Genomic DNA, 16,745 nt, shown 5'->3' on the forward strand with positions numbered 1-16,745 from the left:
GGAGCCGGCCGCGTCCGGGGAGTGATCTCGCCGGGAACCGACGCCCGGACGCAGAAAGGTGACAACGATGAGCAGCCGGCAGACACGGCATCACATGTACGTCGCGCTCCAGGACGACAACAAGATCTCGATCTTCACGATGCATCCGTCCACCGGCGCCCTGAGCTGGCAGGAGGACGTGGCGATCGAGGGCGGTCCGGCGCCGCTGGCGCTCTCGCCCGACAAGCGCGTGCTCTACGTCGGCCGGCGCGGGAGCCAGGAGATCTCCAGCTACGGGGTCGATCAGCGGACCGGGAGCCTGTCGTTCCTGGGGACGACGCCGCTGCAGGGCGAGCCGGTCTACGTCTCCACCGACCGTACCGGGCGCTTCGTGCTCTCGGCCTACTACTACCAGAGCACGGCGGCGGTGCACGCGGTGAACGACGACGGCGTGGCCACCTTCCCGCCCGTCGAGTGGCGCTTCACGGCGCACGGGGCGCATGCGATCCTGACCGACCGGTCCAACCGGTTCGCCTACGTTCCGCACATCGCCAACCGCGGTCCGAACCGGATCGACCAGTTCCGCTTCGACGCGCAGACCGGCCGGCTGACGCCCGGCGACCCGCCCTTCCATGCTCCGGAGGAGTATCTCGGGCCGCGGGCGCTGGCGTTCCACCCGTTCCTCGACGTCGTCTACTTCTCGGACGAGCAGGGGAGCAGCGTGACCGCGTACGCGATCGCCCCGGACGAAGGAACGCTATCGCCGCTGCAGACCATCTCCACGCTGCCCGCGGGCTACACCGGGAACAACACCTGCTCGCAGATCCGCATCTCGTCCACCGGCGAGTTCCTGTTCGCGCCGAATCGCGGGCACAACAGCGTCGCGAGCTTTCGCGTCGACGACACCACGGGTCGGCTGACGGCGGCGGCCCGCGTTGGGACAGAGCCGGTCCCGCGCGCGTTCGGCCTCGATCCGGAAGGTCGCTTCCTGTTCGCGGCCGGGCAGCAGTCCGGACGGCTGGCGTCCTACGCCGTGGACCACGAGAGCGGCGATCTCACGCCGCTCGAGACCTACGAGGTGGGCAACAACCCGATGTGGGTCCTGATGACCACGCTGGACGGGTGAACGCGGCGGGAGCAGGCTGCTGCGACTGGAGTGCGAAGGGCGCTGGGGGTGGGATCCCGAGATCCCGAATGCGCCCAGCCGCAGCAGTTGACGGTGGCATGTGTATACGGTGGCGTGCAATGTGTGCGCACAGGTGGAGGAGGAGATGAGGATGCAGCCGTTCGGAAGACAGGTCGCGATGGCGGCGGCCGCTGCGCTGGCCCTGACGCTGGCAGCGGACGTGACGTCGGCGCAGGAAGCGGAAGTGTCGTATACCCCGGTCACGGACGAACGGCTCCGCGCCGGCGATCCGAGCGACTGGTTGATGTACCGCCGCACCTACGACAGCCAGGGCTACAGCCCGCTGGACCAGATCACGACGGAGAACGTGGCCGGCCTCGTGCCGGTGTGGACGATGTCCACCGGCGTGACCTCCGGCCACGAGGCGCCGCCGATCGTCAACGACGGCGTGATGTTCGTGACGACGCCGGAGGATCGCGTCATTGCCATCGACGCGCGGACCGGAGAGCAGCTCTGGATCTACAACCGGCAGTTCCCGGAGGGCATGGCCCACCCGCACCGCACGAACCGCGGCGTCGCGCTGTACGGCGACAAAGTGTTCTACACGACGCACGACGCGTTCGTGGTGGCGCTCGACGCGGTCTCGGGCGAGGTGGTCTGGGAGACGGCGGTCGCCGACTACCGGACCGGCTACTACATGACCATTGCGCCGCTGGTGGCCAACGGCAAGGTGCTGATCGGGCCCTCGGGCGGCGAGCGGGGCATCCGCGGCTTCGTGGCTGCGTACGATCCCGACACCGGCGAGGAAGTGTGGCGCACGCACACGATTCCGGAGCCGGGCGAGCCGGGCAGCGAGACGTGGCCGGGCGAGACCTGGCGCACCGGCGGCGCCTCGATCTGGATCACCGGCTCGTACGATCCGGAGCTCAACCTCACCTATTGGGGCACTGGCAACCCGGGCCCGTGGATCGGCGACCAGCGGCCCGGGGACAACCTCTACACCAACTCGGTGGTCGCGTTCGACGCCGATACGGGCGAGCTGAAGGGTTACCACCAGTACCACCACAACGGGTCGTGGGACTGGGACGAGGTCTCGGCGCCGCTGCTGATCGACGTCCCGCGCGACGGCCGCACCATTCCGACGCTGATCCATCCGGCGCGCAACGGCTACCTGTGGATGCTGGAGCGGAAGCCGGACTCCATCGGCTTCGTCGAGGCGCGGCCCTACGTGGACCAGAACGTGTTCACGGCGATCGACCCGGTGACGGGACGGCCGGAATACGACCTCGAGCGCAAGCCGGGCACGGGCAAGCCGGCCACCTTCTGCCCGTCGCTCTGGGGCGGCAAGGACTGGCCGCCGGCCGCCTACAGCCCGCAGACCGGATACCTCTACATCCCGGCCAACGAGAACCTCTGCTCGACCATGGTCGGCGTGGAGGTGGACTACGTGCCGGGCCGCGGCTTCACCGGCGCGTCGCAGACGGTGTTCGTGGTGGACGAGGCCGACCACATCGGCGAGATCCAGGCCTGGAACCTCGCGACCGGCGAGCAGGTCTGGACGCACGAGTTCGGGACGTCCCAGAACTGGGGGCCGATCCTCGCCACCGGCGGCGGCCTGATCTTCACCGGCGGCACCAACGACCGCTACTTCCGCGCCTTCGACGCCGAGACCGGCGACCTGCTCTGGGAGCAGCGCACCAACTCGGGGGTCATCGGCGTGCCGTCGTCCTACGAGATCGACGGCGTGCAGTACATCGCCGTGCAGTCCGGCTGGGGCGTCGACGCGGCGGGAATGCAGCGCGCCGTGAACGCCCACTTCGACGCCGAGAGGCTCGTGCCGCAGGGGGGCGTCATCTGGGTCTTCGCCCTGCCGCCGGATCGCCGCTGACGCTGCGGCCGATTCGGTCCGGTTGGGCCGGGCGGGGCAGCCTGCCCCGTCAATCGAGGTCGCCTGAGGCGGTCTTGCATGGACCGCCTCAGGCCGCTCCTCAGCCCTTCAGTCGGTTGACTATTCGCAGCGCGGCGATGGTTGCCACGCTGGCGTACAGGGCCGTCGACAGGCCGTCGAGGATGCCGTCCAGGTACATGCCCACCGTGGGGATGGCACTGAGCACGTCCGCGCCGGCTGCCGCCCCGACCGCCAGGACGACAATCAGGTAGGCCGACGCATCCTCGGCGTCGATCGCCACGTAGGCGTAGGCGAGGCCCAGCAGGACCAGCAGAATCCCCATAGCGCCGCCGGGGTTGGCGGCAGGTACCAAGGCCAGTATTGCCGCGAGGAGGGTCAGACCGACGATGACTCTGGTTGCCATTCTCTTCTCCTTTCAGGGAGCAGTACGACAGACCGTTGGTCGACGAGAGAGAGCGTGGTCGGGAAGCCGGCAAGAGGCGCTACCGGCGGGCCGGCTGCCGACGAGACAGGGTGAACGAGACGTTGCAGCAGCGACACTTGCGCGCTCACGTTCCCGATCTGCCGCCAGCACGCCCCATGAGACGTGCTGGCCGAACCCTACTTGCCGTAGACGTGGGGAGACAGTCTTTCGCGTTCACGCGCAGCGGTCAAGGAAAATCGTGATTGCGCGTGGAGGACTTCGGGAGGCGCGCGCCGCTCAGTACTCGCGGAAGATCCGCCGGATCTCGTCCAGGTCGCGGGTTCGGGTGAGCGCCAGCATCAGGAGAATGCGCGCCTTCTGCGGGTTCAGGGTGTCGCCGGCCACCATTTCCAGCCCGTCGTCCGCGGTGCGCGGCAGCACGCGCCCGCTCCCCACCCGGTTCGATCGCACGATGATCGGCCTCGCGCCGGCGGGCAGGGTGGTTACGCGTTCCAGCGTATCGCGTTCCCGGCGCGACATCCCGCCGGCGCCCGTGCCGGCCAGCACGATGCCGTCGACGCCGTCCTCGATCAGCGCCTCGATCAGCACCGGGTTCGCCTCCACGTACGAGTAGACGATGTCCACCCGCGGAAAAGCCTCGATGCCCGCGAGAGCGAACTCGGAATCGGCCGTATGACGTTTCGTCGGCGCCCGGTAGAACGACACCCGGTCACCGTCCACGTAGCCGAGAAGGCCGAGGTCCCGGGAGTTGAACGTCTCCAGCCGGTACGTGCTGGTCTTGGTGACGTCGCGGGCGGCGTTGACCTGGTCGTTCAAGACGACCAGCACTCCCTTGCCGCGCGCCTCGGGCGACGCTGCGGTGCGGACGGCGTTCAGCAGGTTCAGGGGACCGTCGGCGCTGATGGCCGTCGCCGGCCGCTGCGCGCCCACCAGCACGACCGGCCGGTCGTGGCGGACCGTCAGGTTGAGAAAGTAGGCCGTCTCTTCCAGCGTATTGGTGCCGTGGGTGATCACCACGCCGGCCGTGTCCGGCTCGTCGTTGAAGATCGCGTCGATGCGGCGGGCGAGCGTGAGCCAGTCGTCGAAGGTGATGTTGGGGCTGCCGACGTTGGCGACCTGCTCCACGCGGATGGTGGCGTGCCGGGCCAGGTCCGGCACCGCCGCGACGAGCTCCTCGCCCGAGAAAGCGCCCGCGCGGTACTCGGTCAGGCTGGTCGGCGACGCGCCGCCGCCGGAGATGGTGCCGCCGGTGGCGAGCACCCAGACCACCGGGGGGGCGCCTGGCGTTTCCTGGGCGCGCGCCGGTATGCCCGGGGTCGCGGCCAGCGCGACCAGAGCGACCGCGGCCATGAACCCGCGCTTCGGGGTTCGGCCGGTGTCCCATGCAGTGTCCCGCACCGGGCGCTCCGGCGAGGTGCGAAGCGCTGAAGCCAGGGCGCCGAAGACAGGATCGGATCGCTTACTCATCGGCCGCCTCCTGCGCCGGCAGCGCGAAAACGAAGAGGTTGTTGCCGTCGCTCGGGCGCATGTCGGGGGTCAGCCGCCGCAGGCCGGTGGTGTTCAGGGAGTCGCCGGTGCTCACGGCGACGAATTGCCGGCCGTCGACCGCGTAGGTGACCGGAAAGCCGGTGACCGGCGAGCCGAGGTTGATCTCCCACAACACCTCGCCGGACTCGTGATCGAACGCCTTGAAGCGGCCGTTGGCGTCGCCGCCGAAGATCAGGCCGCCGGCGGTGGCCACGAGCGACATGGTGAACGCTTCCTGAGCATGGGTCCAGACGGTCTTTCCGGTCTCGGCAGAGATGGCCTGGATCGTTCCGAGGTACTGCTCGCCGGGCGTCACCTCCGTCCGCACCGTCAGGGCGTACCAGCCGACCCCGGCCGACGCCAGCATCCGCCCGCACGTGTGGCGCAGCGGCATGTACATCAGGTTCGTCAGCGGACTGTACGCGCCCGCTTCCCAGTCCTTGCCGCCGTGCCAGGTGGGGCAGGCCATCACCTCCTGGCCTTCGCTCGTGAACACGACCTCGCCGTTCTCCGTCACCGCGCCGGTGGACCCGTCGATGTCGCTGATGACGTTCTGCGCGACGGTCGGCCGCGCCCACAAGAACTCGCCGGTCGCGCGGTCGAGGGTGTACACGACGCCGGTCTTGCCGGGTATGCCGGTCACCACCCGGCGGCGCTCGCCGGGTTGCAGACGCGGGTTGATCCAGGCAACGGCTGCCGGGTCCGGAGTGACGGCCGTGTCGACCAGGAGCCGCTCGAAGGGGTGATCGAGGTCCCAGTGGTCGTTCAGGTGCTGGTAGTACCAGACGATTTCGCCGGTCTCGGCGTCCAGAGCCAGCGTCGAGTTGTGGTAGAGGTGCGTGTTGGCGACCCCGCCGATGAGGAACTTCGGCGCCGGCGACGTGACCGACGTGCCGATGTAGACCAGGTTCAGCTCCGGGTCGTAGCTTGGCACCATCCAGGCGCCGACGTGGCGGCGCTCCTCGAACGGCACGCCGCCCCACGTCTCGTCCCCCGGCTCGCCCGGTCCCGGAATCAGCCGCCGGCGCCACAGCTCTGCGCCGGTCGCCGCGTCGTGGGCCGTGACGACGCAGGCGTTCGGGCCCGACTCCGGCTTGCAGCCCCGACCCGAGACGATCCTGCCGTCCGCGATGATCGGACCCGACGACTGGTGCGCCGGGAGCGTGCGGTAGTCGAGAATCTCGGTCTCCCAGACGAGCTCTCCCGTGAGGGCATCGAGCGCGAAGACGTAGTCGTCGGCGCTCGTGTCGATGATGAAGCGGTCGTGGATGGCGATGTTCCGGTTGGTGCGGGTCAGTCCCGGCACATGGTCGTCGAGGTCGTCGGGGTGGTCCCGACGGTGCTCCCAGACCAGGTCGCCGGTGCGCGCGTCGATCGCCTGGATGACGTCGCTCGGGTTCGGCATGTACAGCACGCCGCCATACACCAGGGGAGTGCCCTGTTGCATGCCGTCGTTCATCCCCCGGGACCAGACCATGCGGATCGAATCGACGTTCTCCCGGTTGATCTGGTCCAGCGGGCTGTAGCCCCAACTGTCGAGCGTCCGGCGCCACATCAGCCAGTCGCCCGGCGCCGGATCCTGCAGCATCGCATCCGTGACCGGGACGAAATCGCCGGTCGACGTCTGCGCGCCGGCCGCAGCCGGCGCCAGAGCGGTGGCGGTCAGCAGGAACAGAACGATCCGAACGGTGGCGAGCGGCCGTGCGTAGCGGTTCATGGAGACGCTCCTATCGGTTCCCGGCGGTGCTCCCGGCGCAACCCGACGCACCCGACGGTCCGATTCTACCTGTGCGCTCGTCGCCCTCGTCGATTGACTATGATCGGGCATGGCTCGCGCGGTACACGAGAGGGGCGCACCATGGCCGTAGCCGCAGAGCGGGAACGCGTCGCGGATGTCCAGCGGTACCGCTTCACCGTCGACGAGTTCGCACGGATGGGCGAAGCCGGGATCTTTGCCGAGGACGACCGGGTCGAGCTGATCGATGGAGAGATCGTCGCAATGACGCCGATTGGTGCGCTGCACGCAGGGGTCGTGAGCCGCCTGAACGAGCTGATCGTTGCACGCCTGGCCGGCAAGGCGTACGTAAGCATCCAGAATCCGGTTCGACTGGACCACCACACGGAACCGCAACCTGATCTCGTGGTGGCTCGGCGCCGGAATAGCTTCTATACCGATCGTCATCCCGAGCCCGGCGATATCTTCCTCGTCATCGAAGTGGCCGACTCGTCCCTACGCTACGACCGGCTGCAGAAGGTGCCTCGCTACGGCAGGGCCGGCATCCCCGAGACGTGGCTCGTGGACGTGGACGCCGTCACCATCACCGCGTATACCGGCCCCTGCCCGGATGGATACGCGAACCGGCAGGTGCGGCATCGTGGTGACGAGATCGTCGCGACCCGGGCGCCGGAGATTCGCTTTTCGGTCGATGACGTTTTTGCATACCTCGGGAGTTCTACTGCTCGAGACCGAACGGGCCGACGGAGTCGGACTCATTCCGGGACGGAGCACTCGCCGGCACTGATCGGCTTGGATGTCGGATTCTCGACACGGCCGACTTCCGGTGTGGCGAGGCTCGATGCAGACGGAGCACTGCGACTCGCCCTTGCGACTTCGACCTGGGCGAGCCGCAGCGTCGTAGTCGGGACGCAGCGAGCGGACATCGCTGCCATAGACGCGCCGTACACGACCGCGAAACCGGACGAGTTCCGGAGCTGTGAGCGCGTCTTCACACTGGGCAGGTTCCAGGGGCGATGCAAGCCGGGTCTCTCGCATGTTCGAGGGACCGGTCGGGAGCTCCGCGCCGCCGGATGGAAAACGGCCCAACAGCTGCGGCCCATGGTGGACCGGAAAGCCGTGGGTGCGGAGGTGAAGTTCCCACGGATCGAGGATTCCAACATCGTAGAGGCGTTCCCCAACGCCTATCTCGGCGTGTGCGTTTCCGACGATGCGTACGACCAGATGCCGAGGCTCCCACGTGGCCGGAAGTTCGACTGGCTGTTCGACCGCTGGGTGAAGGGAGGCCTGTTCGGACGGGTGGTCGAGAAGATCGCGTTGGAACAGCTTGCTGATCTGGAAGGCACGTTCAACCGCAACCGGCAACACGACGAGCGCGCTGCGCTCGTATGCTTGTTGACGGCGGCGGGGGTGTTTGCGGGGCACTACGCCGCGGTCGGCAACGAAGCAGGTGGCTACTTTTTTCTGCCGCCCTGGCACAGTTGGGCGACGTGGGCACGGGAGGAACTGGACCGGCAGCGGGCTCGCGAGCCGGGCCTCGAGGTGTGGATCAGCGGGAGCCGATACCACAACGAAGATCCTCTTCCTTGCGTGAGCAGCCGGCAGTCGATGAGGGGCGCACGATGGCCGTAGCCGCAGAGCGGGAACGCGTCGCGGACGTCCAGCGGTACCGCTTCACCGTCGAGGAGTTCGCACGGATGGGCGAAGCCGGGATCTTCACTGAGGACGACCGGGTGGAGCTGATCGATGGAGAGATCCTGGAAATGACGCCCATCGGCCCGTTGCACGCGTGGATCGTGGATCGCCTCAACGAACTGATCATGGGGCGTCTTGCCGGCCGGGTGCACGTACGGATCCAGAATCCGGTTCGCCTGGGAAGCCATACCGAGCCACAGCCCGACCTGGTGGTTGCACGCAGGAGCGGCGCCTATGCCGAGCGCCATCCCGAGCCGGACGACATTCTTCTCGTCATCGAGGTGGCCGACTCGTCCCTGCGCTACGACAGGCTCGAGAAGGTGCCGCGATACGGCAGGGCCGGCATCCCCGAGACGTGGCTGGTGGACGCCGAGGCGCGCACCGTAACCGTCTGCACCGGACCCGGCGCCGACGGTTATGCGCACCAGAACGTGCGGCGGCGCGGCGACAAGCTGACCGCGACCGGCGTGCCGGAGCTCGGATTTGCGATCGACGACGTCTTCGGCGAATGAACGGCGGCGCGCAAGGGGGCTCGGCGCGTCGAAGCGACGGCGCGCCGCGCCCGGCCGGCGGCGGCGAGCGGGGACGGACCGCCGAGTCTCTCCTCTGCCGGCTGTCCGGCGTGGGCGGACGCCCGGCGCGCCCGTCATTATTGATTCCACTTGCAGCCGACGAGAGATCGTCGGCCGGTGAGAGTGTCGAGGAGGACAACCGTGCGTTCCATGATGCCGAAGTCGACCGTCGCCGTCGTTGCCGCTCTGTTCATCCTGGCCGTCGCGGGCGGGACCACTGCCGGCGAACCGGGTTCGGCCGCCGAGTCGCAGTCCGCAGGGGACGATCGGCTCGAGCAGCTCAAGCAGGAGGTGCTCGCGGACATCGACGACCGCCGCGGCTTCATCCAGCGGATGGTCGACAGCCAGTTCAGCTTCGGCGAGCTGGGGTTCCAGGAGTTCGAGACCCAGCGCTACCTCACCGGGATCCTCGAGCGGGAGGGTTTCGAGATCGAGCTCGGGACGGCGGGAATGCCCAGCGCCTGGCTGGCGCGGTGGGGTTCGGGACGACCGGTGATCGCGCTCGGCAGCGACGTCGACGGCATCCCCAGGTCGTCGCAGACGCCTGGAGCGGCGTACCGCCAGCCGCAGATCGAGGGCGCCCCGAGCCACGGCGAGGGACACAACTCGGGACAGGCGGTCAACATCGCGGCGGCGCTCGCGGTGAAGGAGATCATGGAGCGGGAGGGGATTCCCGGCACGCTCCTCATCTGGCCCGGCATCGCCGAGGAGCAGCTCGGCGGCAAGGCGTTCTTCGTCCGGGCCGGCGTGTTCGACGACGTCGACCTGGTCCTCTACAGCCATGTCAGCGCCGCGATGACCACGGCCTGGGGCGACAGCCGCGGCAACGGGATGGTCTCGGTGGAGTACACCTTCGAAGGCGAATCCGCGCACGGGGCCGGCGATCCGTGGAACGGCCGCAGCGCGCTCGACGCGGTCGAGCTGATGAACATCGGCTGGAACTTCCGCCGCGAGCACCTGCGCATACAGCAGCGCTCGCACTACGTCATCAGCGACGGCGGCGACCAGCCGAACGTCGTGCCGTCGACCGCCAGCGTCTGGTACTTCTTCCGCGAGAGCGATTACGAGAACATCATGCGGATGTGGCGGATCGGAGACGCCATGGCCGAAGGCGCGGCGAAGATGACCGATACCACGGTCACGTCGCGGGTCCTCGGCGCCGCCTGGCCGCAGCACCACAACCGGGTGATCGCCGAGACGATGTTCAGCGCCATCCGGCGAGTCGGGATGCCCGACTGGTCGGAGGACGATCAGCGCTTCGCACGCGCCGTGCAGAAGATGATCGGCGTCGAGGAGCAGGGCCTGTTGACGGAGGCGCAGGAAGGTCTGGACGGCGCCGAGCGGATTCCCGACAACGAGCGGCGCGGCGGCGGCTCCGACGACATCGGCGACGTCTCGTGGGTCGTGCCGACCGCCACGCTGCGGTTCCCGTCCAACATCCCCGGCGGCCCGGGCCACAACTGGAACAAGAGCATCGCCATGGCCACGCCGATCGCGCACAAGGGGGCGACCGCCGGGGCCAAGGTGCAGGCGCTGACCCTGCTCGACTTCGTGCTCCGGCCGGAGCTTGTGCAGCAGGCGCGGGACTACTTCGAGAACCAGACGAAGGACCGGCAATACACCACGTTCCTGCGTCCGGAGGACGAGCCGGCGATCTGGCTGAACCGCGACATCATGGAGCGCTTCAAGCCGCAGCTCGAAGAGCTCTATTACGACGAGACGCGCTACGACACGTACCTGGAGCAGCTCGGCGTCGAGTACCCGCAGTTCGAGCCGCCGCAGGACTGAGCCTGATCCTTGCCGCGGGCCGGGCGGCTAACGGCGTCCCGGCCCGTAGAGCACCCGTCCGGGCCGGGCGCCCGTGTGCTCGCCGCCGTCCACGACCAGCGTGCCGTTGACCAGGACGTACTCGACGCCCACCGCGTACTGGTGGGGTTCCGGGAACGTCGCGCGGTCGATGACGCGGTCGGGATCGAAGACGGCGATGTCGGCGAAGAAGCCCTCCCGCAGCAATCCCCGGTCCTGCAGGCCGAGCCGCGCGGCGGTGGCGCCGCTCATCTTGCGCACCGCCTGCTCGAGCGTCAGCACGCCGCGCTCGCGCACGTAGCGGCCGAGCACGCGGGCGAACGTGCCGTACTCGCGCGGGTGGGGCACGCTGGCGCCGAAAACGGACACGCCGCCGTCCGAGCCGATGGCGGTGGCCGGGTGCTGCATGATGCGTTCGACGTCACGCTCGTCCATCGCGTGGTAGATGGCGCGCGCGCCGCCGCGCTCGACGATCTGCATGACCAGGTCGGCGGCGTTGGCCACCGTCACCTCGATCTCCCGCTCGGCGAGAATGTCGGCGAGGCTCTTGCCTTCCAGCGAGCGGTCCCATTCGCACAGGCCGATGACGATGTTCGCCGGGTCACCGCCGCCCCGGTCGTGCTCGATGCGGTAGACGATCTCCCCGCGGATGCGCCGGCGCGTCTCCGGATCCCGCAGCCGCGCGATCAGCTCCTGCGTTCCTCCCGCCTGCGCCCACTGCGGCACCACTGCGGTGATCCCCGTCTGGGAGGCCGTGTAGGGATACTGGTCTATCGTGATGTCGACCCCGCGCGCCCTCGCGGCGTCCACCAGCGCGAGGCTGTCCGCGCTGCGGCCCCACATGTCGCGGCTGATCGCCTTGTGGTGGGTCATCTGCACGGGGATGCCGGCCTCCTCGCCGATGCGGATCGTCTCCCGCACGGAATCGAGCAGAAGCAGGGCTTCGTCGCGCATGTGGGAAATGTAGATGCCGCCGTGCGCAGCGGCGACTTCGGAAAGGGCGATGACCTCCTCGGTCGAGGTGAAGCTGCCGGGAACGTAGAACAGCCCCGTGGACAGGCCGAACGCGCCCTCCGCCATCGCCTCGGCGACGAGCGCCCGCATCCGGTCGAGCTCGTCGCGAGTCGGATCGCGATCTTCGCTGCCCATGACCTCGCGGCGGATCGTCCCCTGGCCGGCGAAAATGCCCCAGTTCGGACTGATGCCGAGCTCCGCGATCTGGTCGAGGTGCTCGCCGACGGGCCACGGCGAGCTGCCGTCGTTGCCCTCGGTCAGCGTCGTGACGCCCTGCAGCAGGTAGTTGTCGGCTGTCGGCACGTCGAAGATGCCGCGCACCGCGTGGGTATGCGGATCGACGAACCCCGGCGCCACCACCAGCCCCTCGGCGTCGATGACGCGGTCCGCGGTCGCGTCCGGCAGGTGGCCGATGCGCGCGATCCGATCCCCGCTCACCGCGACGTCGGCGCGCACCCAGGGGTTCCCCGTGCCGTCGACCACCCGGCCGCCGCGGATGAGGAGGTCGAACGGTTCTTCCTCCTGCGCGGCGAGGGGCGTCGCCGACAGGGCCAGCGCGAGCGAAAGGCCGAGCCATGGGACGCATGTCGTCGTCAGTCGCTCTCGGTGCATGGTGGAGCTCCCGTGTATGAATCTGGATTGGTTCCGGCAGCGCAAGTATAGTTTCGCCGAGCGCCGCATCCGGTGCTCGGGGGGGGAAAACAGATGAGACGCAGCGCGTGCCTGGGAATTCTGACTCTGGTCGGCATCGTCCTGACCGTGGCGACCTACGAGGCGCGGCAGGAGCGCGTGGACCTCGAGGTCCAGACGGTCGCCCACAACCTCTACATGCTGGCCAACGCCTCGACGGTGCAGGGGATGGGCGGCGGCGGAAATACCGCGATCTGGGTCATGGCCGACGGGGTGGCGCTCGTCGACACCAAGATCAACGGCTACGGACAGGACATCATCCGTCACGTGGCCGGGATCACGGACAAGCCGATCACGACCGTCATCAACACCCACACGCACTTCGACCACAGCGGCGGCAACATCGAACTCCCCGACACGATCGACTTCGTGGTGCACGAGAACACCCGCGCACAGATGGCGCGGGACACCTGCGAGCCGGTGACCAACTGCGACGCGTTCAAGGGCGAGAACGCGAAGTACCTGCCGCAGACCACCTATTCCGACCGGATGTCGCTGTTTGCCGGGCCGGATCAGATCGACCTCTACCACTTCGGCCGCGGCCACACCGACGGCGACACCTTCATCGTCTTCAAGGCGGTGCGCACGATGCACACCGGCGACATGTTCCAGCGCAAGGGACTGCCGTTCATCGACGTCGCCAACGGCAACGGCAGCGCGACCGAGTTCGGCTCCACCTTGCTGAAGGCAGTGGCCGGCATCGCGGACGTCGACACGGTGATCCCGGGCCACAACCCGACGCCGGTCACCTGGGCGGAATTCGTCGACTTCAGCGGGTTCTACAACGACGTGGTGAGCAAGGCCCGGAACGGCAAGGCAGCCGGCCGGTCCGTGGACGACGCGGTCGCCGCCTACCGCGTGCCCGACGAGTACAGCGACTTCTCGGCGCCCGAGCAGAGCGTGCGGACGACCATGCAGTACGTCTACGACGGGCGGTAGGCGACATCCGGAAGCGCCCCGTCGCCACGCCTCGGTCGGAGCAGGCTCGGGCTCGCGTGGCGACGGGCGCCTTTCTGCGCGCGTCCGCGGCAGGGCGCCGGGCCGCATGACGCCAGGAGGCTACATGGAGACACTACACGGCATGGGCGTGCGTCTCGGCGCAGCGGCGGTGGTGCTGGCCGCCTCCGCGGCCGCCGGCCAGACCACCAACGACCCGTTCCCGGATCCCATTCCAAGGACCGACGGCGTCATCACGGTCGGCGTCGTCGAGTTCGCCGCTCTCCCGTTCCTGGAAGACCAGGCCCCGCGGATGATGCGGCTGGTCGACGAGCCGGGCATTGGACGGCTGTTCGTGAGCGACATGTGGGGGCTCGTCTACACCGTCAGCTACGACGGGGAGACCGTGACGCGCTATCTCGATCTGCGGGAGCCGCGCTGGGGGCTCGACGTCGAGGCGTCCCGCCGCGAGCGCGGGTTCCAGAGCTTCGCGGTGCACCCGCAGTTCGGGCGGCCGGGCACGCCGGGCTTCGGGAAGCTCTACACCTACACGGATAGCAGCAACACCGGGCCGGCGGCCGACTTCGAGCCGGACGGCGGTTCCGACGCGCAGGACACGATCCTGCTCGAGTGGACCGCGGCGGATCCGACGGCCGCGGTCTACGACGGCGGTCCGCCGCGCGAGCTGCTGCGCGTGGAGCAGCCGTTCCGCAACCACAACGGCGGACAGCTCGCCTTCAAGCCGCTCGCCGAACCCGGCGATCCGGACTTCGGCCTCCTCTACGTGGGATCGGCGGACGGCGGGAGCGGCGGAGACCCGCTGGACCTCTCTCAGAACCTCGGCTCGATCCTGGGCAAGGTCCTGCGCATCGACCCGCTCGGCACGAACAGCACGAACGGACAGTACGGCGTGCCCGCCGACAATCCGTTCGCCGGCGACGGCGACCCTGCCACGCTCGGCGAGATCTACGCCTACGGCGTTCGCAATCCGCAACGTTTCGCGTGGGACGAGCGGAACGGCAACCTGTTCCTGGCCGACATCGGCCAGAACATCGTCGAGGAGATCAGCCTCGTGCCCCGCGGCGGCAACCTCGGGTGGAACGACTGGGAGGGGAGCTTCCGGTGGATCAGCCGGCGCGCGGTCAGCCTGGTCGATCCGCGCGGCGAGGCGGGCCTGTCGTACCCGGTGGTGGAGTACGGCCAGCTCGATCCGCTCTTCCAGCCCAGCTCCATGGCCACCGGCCTGGTCGTCTACCGGGACGACGTCGTGCCGCAGCTCGAGAACCTGGTGCTGTTCGGGGACGGTCCCAGCGGCGAGGTCTTCTACTTCTCCGCCGACGACCTGCCCGCAGGAGGCCAGGATGCGATGCGCCGCGTCCTGTTCGACCACGGCGGCGAGACGAAGACGCTGCTGCAGATGATCCGGGAGAAGAACGTCAGCCAGGGGCGGACGCCGGCGACTCGTGCCGACGTGCGCGTGGACTCCGGCCCCGGCGGCCAGCTCTTCCTGCTGAACAAGCACGACGGCGTCATCCGCCGGCTGGTGCCGTAACGGAGAGGACGACGTGAGAAGCACACTGCTGCTCGCCCTGCTCGTGGGAAGCTGTTCGGTCTGGTGGGTCGGCTGCGGCGACGGCGAGGACGCGCCGGTGGCGCCGACCTCGATCGTTCCGGCCATCCCTGTCGAACCGGCGGGGCAGTGCCCCGCGTCGGCAACCTACGGCGTGACGTTCCGGGCCACCTGGGACGCGGCGTCCCACGGCGACTCGCCGCCGTTTCCATCCGGCGCCCATTTCTCCCGTGTGGTCGGAACGACGCACGTCGAGGAGGCCTCGTTCTGGAGCAGCGGCGGCATCGCGACCGACGGTATCGAGATCATGGCCGAGACCGGCGCCGTCGACGTGTTGTGCGACGAGGTGCAGGCGGAGGTCGGAAGCGGACGGGCGAACGGCTGCATCAGGGGACAAGAGGGCTCGTTCAGATCCCCGGGCACGGTCACGTTGTCCTTCGAGGCCGACGAGGGGTTCCCGTTCCTCACCCTGGTGTCGATGATCGCCCCGAGCCCCGACTGGTTCGTCGGCGTCGACGGGATCGGCCTGCGTGAAGGGGAATGCTGGGCGCCCCGAATCGAGATGGACCTCGCGGGCTACGACGCGGGAACGGACAGCGGAGCGACGTTCACCGCGCCCAACGCCGACGTCACCCCGCACGAGCCGATTGGACCGATCGACGACCTGCCCGCCGGGGTGCGGGAGGTGCCCTTCGCGACGCTGGTGCTGGAACGGGAAGACGGCGAATAGCCGTCTTCCCCGTCCCTTCCCGGATCCGAATCTAGAAGAGCGCCGTGGAGCGGCGCTGCCAGGGCTGCCTGCCCTTGTCCTGCGAGATTCCTTCCACGTTGCCGACGTAGGTCCCGGCCTGGGTCAGCACGTGGTGCAGGTCGTTGCCGACGCTGATGAACGGAAATCCCTTCTCGAGGAACTCGCCGACCCGGTCGGTGCCGAAGAGGAAGAGCCCGAGGATCACGTTGTTCTTCGCGGCGGCGGCGCGCAGGCGATCCGTCGCGTCGCGCAGCTCGTCCGAGAAGTACATGTCGGGGAACTGGTATTTCTCGTAGAGGCCGAGCGACATGCACAGGTCGTTCTGGCCGAGAAACAGCAGGTCCACTCCCGGCACGGCGGCGATCTCGTCGATGTTCCGGATGCAGTCGGCCGTCTCCACCTGCAGCGCAACGATCACGTTGTCGTTGGCGGCGCCGGCGTAGCCGAGCAGGCCTCCCTTGTTCATGCTGCGCTGCGGGAAGTAGACCGAGCGCGTGCCCGCCGTCGGGTAGCGGCAGCAGCTCACCGCCTGCCGCGCCTCCTCGGCGGTGTTGATGTACGGCACCAGCACCCCGTCCGCGCCCACGTCGAGCGACTGCTGGATGCCGCCCCGGTCGTGGCAGCCGGCGACGCGCACCAGAGACTTGGCCCCGCCGCTGGAGATCCCCGCGATCATCGCCGACAGCGTCTCGAAGCCCATCGGGCCGTGCTGGGAATCCACCAGCAGCCAGTCGTAGCCGCTGTGGGCGAGCTGCTCGGCCACGGTGGGGCTGTGCGCATTGAGGAACAGCCCCAGCTTGGGCATCCCCTCGCGCAGTTGCTGCTTGAACTCGACTCCGGTCAATACGTCATTCATCGTTCTGGAATCCTCCGCTGCCGCGCGTGGGTGTCGAGAGGCGTCGCGGCACGTTACGCGTGCAGTTTCTACAGGATCGTGGGACGCAGGGCAAGGGAGGGCTGTCCGCGGCAGGGATTGACCATGCTCGAATAGACTCATATTCTATTCGCCAT

The 16,745-nt window shown here is 68.6% G+C and carries 13 protein-coding genes; 8 read left to right on the plus strand and 5 right to left on the minus strand.

Features of this window, described 5'->3' with window-relative positions:
- Nucleotides 1-67: 67 nt before the first annotated feature.
- Both F4X11_07290 and F4X11_07295 read left to right on the plus strand, forming a co-directional pair.
- Complete coding sequence (locus F4X11_07290) at nucleotides 68-1,105, plus strand: lactonase family protein (protein MYN64814.1); 1,038 nt, start codon at nucleotides 68-70, stop codon at nucleotides 1,103-1,105.
- 151 nt (nucleotides 1,106-1,256) lie between these two features.
- Nucleotides 1,257-2,993: a PQQ-dependent dehydrogenase, methanol/ethanol family gene (locus tag F4X11_07295; protein MYN64815.1), complete on the plus strand. Its 1,737-nt coding sequence runs from the start codon at nucleotides 1,257-1,259 to the stop codon at nucleotides 2,991-2,993.
- Nucleotides 2,994-3,093: 100 nt separating this feature from the next.
- On the opposite strand, the gene F4X11_07300 is transcribed toward F4X11_07295, so the two are convergent.
- The 3 genes from F4X11_07300 to F4X11_07310 form a co-directional block, all read right to left on the minus strand.
- Nucleotides 3,094-3,417 carry a hypothetical protein gene (locus tag F4X11_07300; protein ID MYN64816.1) on the minus strand — a complete coding sequence of 108 codons (324 nt, stop codon included), beginning with the start codon at nucleotides 3,415-3,417 and terminating at the stop codon, nucleotides 3,094-3,096.
- A 297-nt stretch (nucleotides 3,418-3,714) separates the two neighbouring features.
- Nucleotides 3,715-4,788, minus strand: a complete 1,074-nt coding sequence (locus F4X11_07305) for an asparaginase (GenBank protein MYN64817.1) — start codon at nucleotides 4,786-4,788, stop codon at nucleotides 3,715-3,717.
- A gap of 109 nt (nucleotides 4,789-4,897) precedes the next feature.
- The gene (locus F4X11_07310; protein ID MYN64818.1) at nucleotides 4,898-6,793 is read right to left on the minus strand and encodes a PQQ-binding-like beta-propeller repeat protein; all 1,896 of its coding nucleotides are present in this window, start codon (nucleotides 6,791-6,793) and stop codon (nucleotides 4,898-4,900) included.
- Between F4X11_07310 and F4X11_07315 the strand changes: the two genes are divergently transcribed.
- The 3 genes from F4X11_07315 to F4X11_07325 all read left to right on the plus strand — a co-directional run bounded on the left by F4X11_07315 (nucleotide 6,782) and on the right by F4X11_07325 (nucleotide 10,755).
- A complete protein-coding gene (locus F4X11_07315; protein MYN64819.1) occupies nucleotides 6,782-8,332 on the plus strand; it encodes a Uma2 family endonuclease in 1,551 nt (516 codons plus the stop codon). The genes F4X11_07310 and F4X11_07315 overlap by 12 nt on opposite strands.
- Nucleotides 8,323-8,907: a Uma2 family endonuclease gene (locus F4X11_07320; GenBank protein ID MYN64820.1), complete on the plus strand. Its 585-nt coding sequence runs from the start codon at nucleotides 8,323-8,325 to the stop codon at nucleotides 8,905-8,907. The genes F4X11_07315 and F4X11_07320 overlap by 10 nt, the downstream gene beginning before the upstream one ends.
- A gap of 213 nt (nucleotides 8,908-9,120) precedes the next feature.
- On the plus strand, nucleotides 9,121-10,755 hold the full coding sequence (locus F4X11_07325) for an amidohydrolase (protein ID MYN64821.1): 1,635 nt from the start codon (nucleotides 9,121-9,123) through the stop codon (nucleotides 10,753-10,755).
- Nucleotides 10,756-10,782: 27 nt separating this feature from the next.
- Here the strand turns inward: F4X11_07325 and F4X11_07330 are convergent, their stop codons facing one another.
- Entirely contained in the window at nucleotides 10,783-12,399 is a 1,617-nt protein-coding gene (locus tag F4X11_07330) for an amidohydrolase family protein (protein MYN64822.1), read from the minus strand.
- Nucleotides 12,400-12,492: 93 nt separating this feature from the next.
- Here F4X11_07330 and F4X11_07335 point away from each other — a divergent pair, with 93 nt between their 5' ends.
- The 3 genes from F4X11_07335 to F4X11_07345 all read left to right on the plus strand — a co-directional run bounded on the left by F4X11_07335 (nucleotide 12,493) and on the right by F4X11_07345 (nucleotide 15,713).
- Entirely contained in the window at nucleotides 12,493-13,416 is a 924-nt protein-coding gene (locus tag F4X11_07335; protein ID MYN64823.1) for an MBL fold metallo-hydrolase, read from the plus strand.
- Between the two features lie 106 nt (nucleotides 13,417-13,522).
- Nucleotides 13,523-14,965: a PQQ-dependent sugar dehydrogenase gene (locus F4X11_07340; protein ID MYN64824.1), complete on the plus strand. Its 1,443-nt coding sequence runs from the start codon at nucleotides 13,523-13,525 to the stop codon at nucleotides 14,963-14,965.
- Between the two features lie 13 nt (nucleotides 14,966-14,978).
- Nucleotides 14,979-15,713 (plus strand): hypothetical protein, encoded by a 735-nt coding sequence (locus F4X11_07345; GenBank protein ID MYN64825.1) that lies wholly within the window; start codon nucleotides 14,979-14,981, stop codon nucleotides 15,711-15,713.
- A gap of 31 nt (nucleotides 15,714-15,744) precedes the next feature.
- Here F4X11_07345 and F4X11_07350 read toward each other — a convergent pair whose 3' ends face one another.
- Nucleotides 15,745-16,731: a hypothetical protein gene (locus F4X11_07350; protein ID MYN64826.1), complete on the minus strand. Its 987-nt coding sequence runs from the start codon at nucleotides 16,729-16,731 to the stop codon at nucleotides 15,745-15,747.
- Nucleotides 16,732-16,745 lie beyond the last annotated feature (14 nt).

This window comes from Acidobacteriota bacterium (genome assembly GCA_009861545.1).
Classification (GTDB): domain Bacteria; phylum Acidobacteriota; class Vicinamibacteria; order Vicinamibacterales; family UBA8438; genus WTFV01.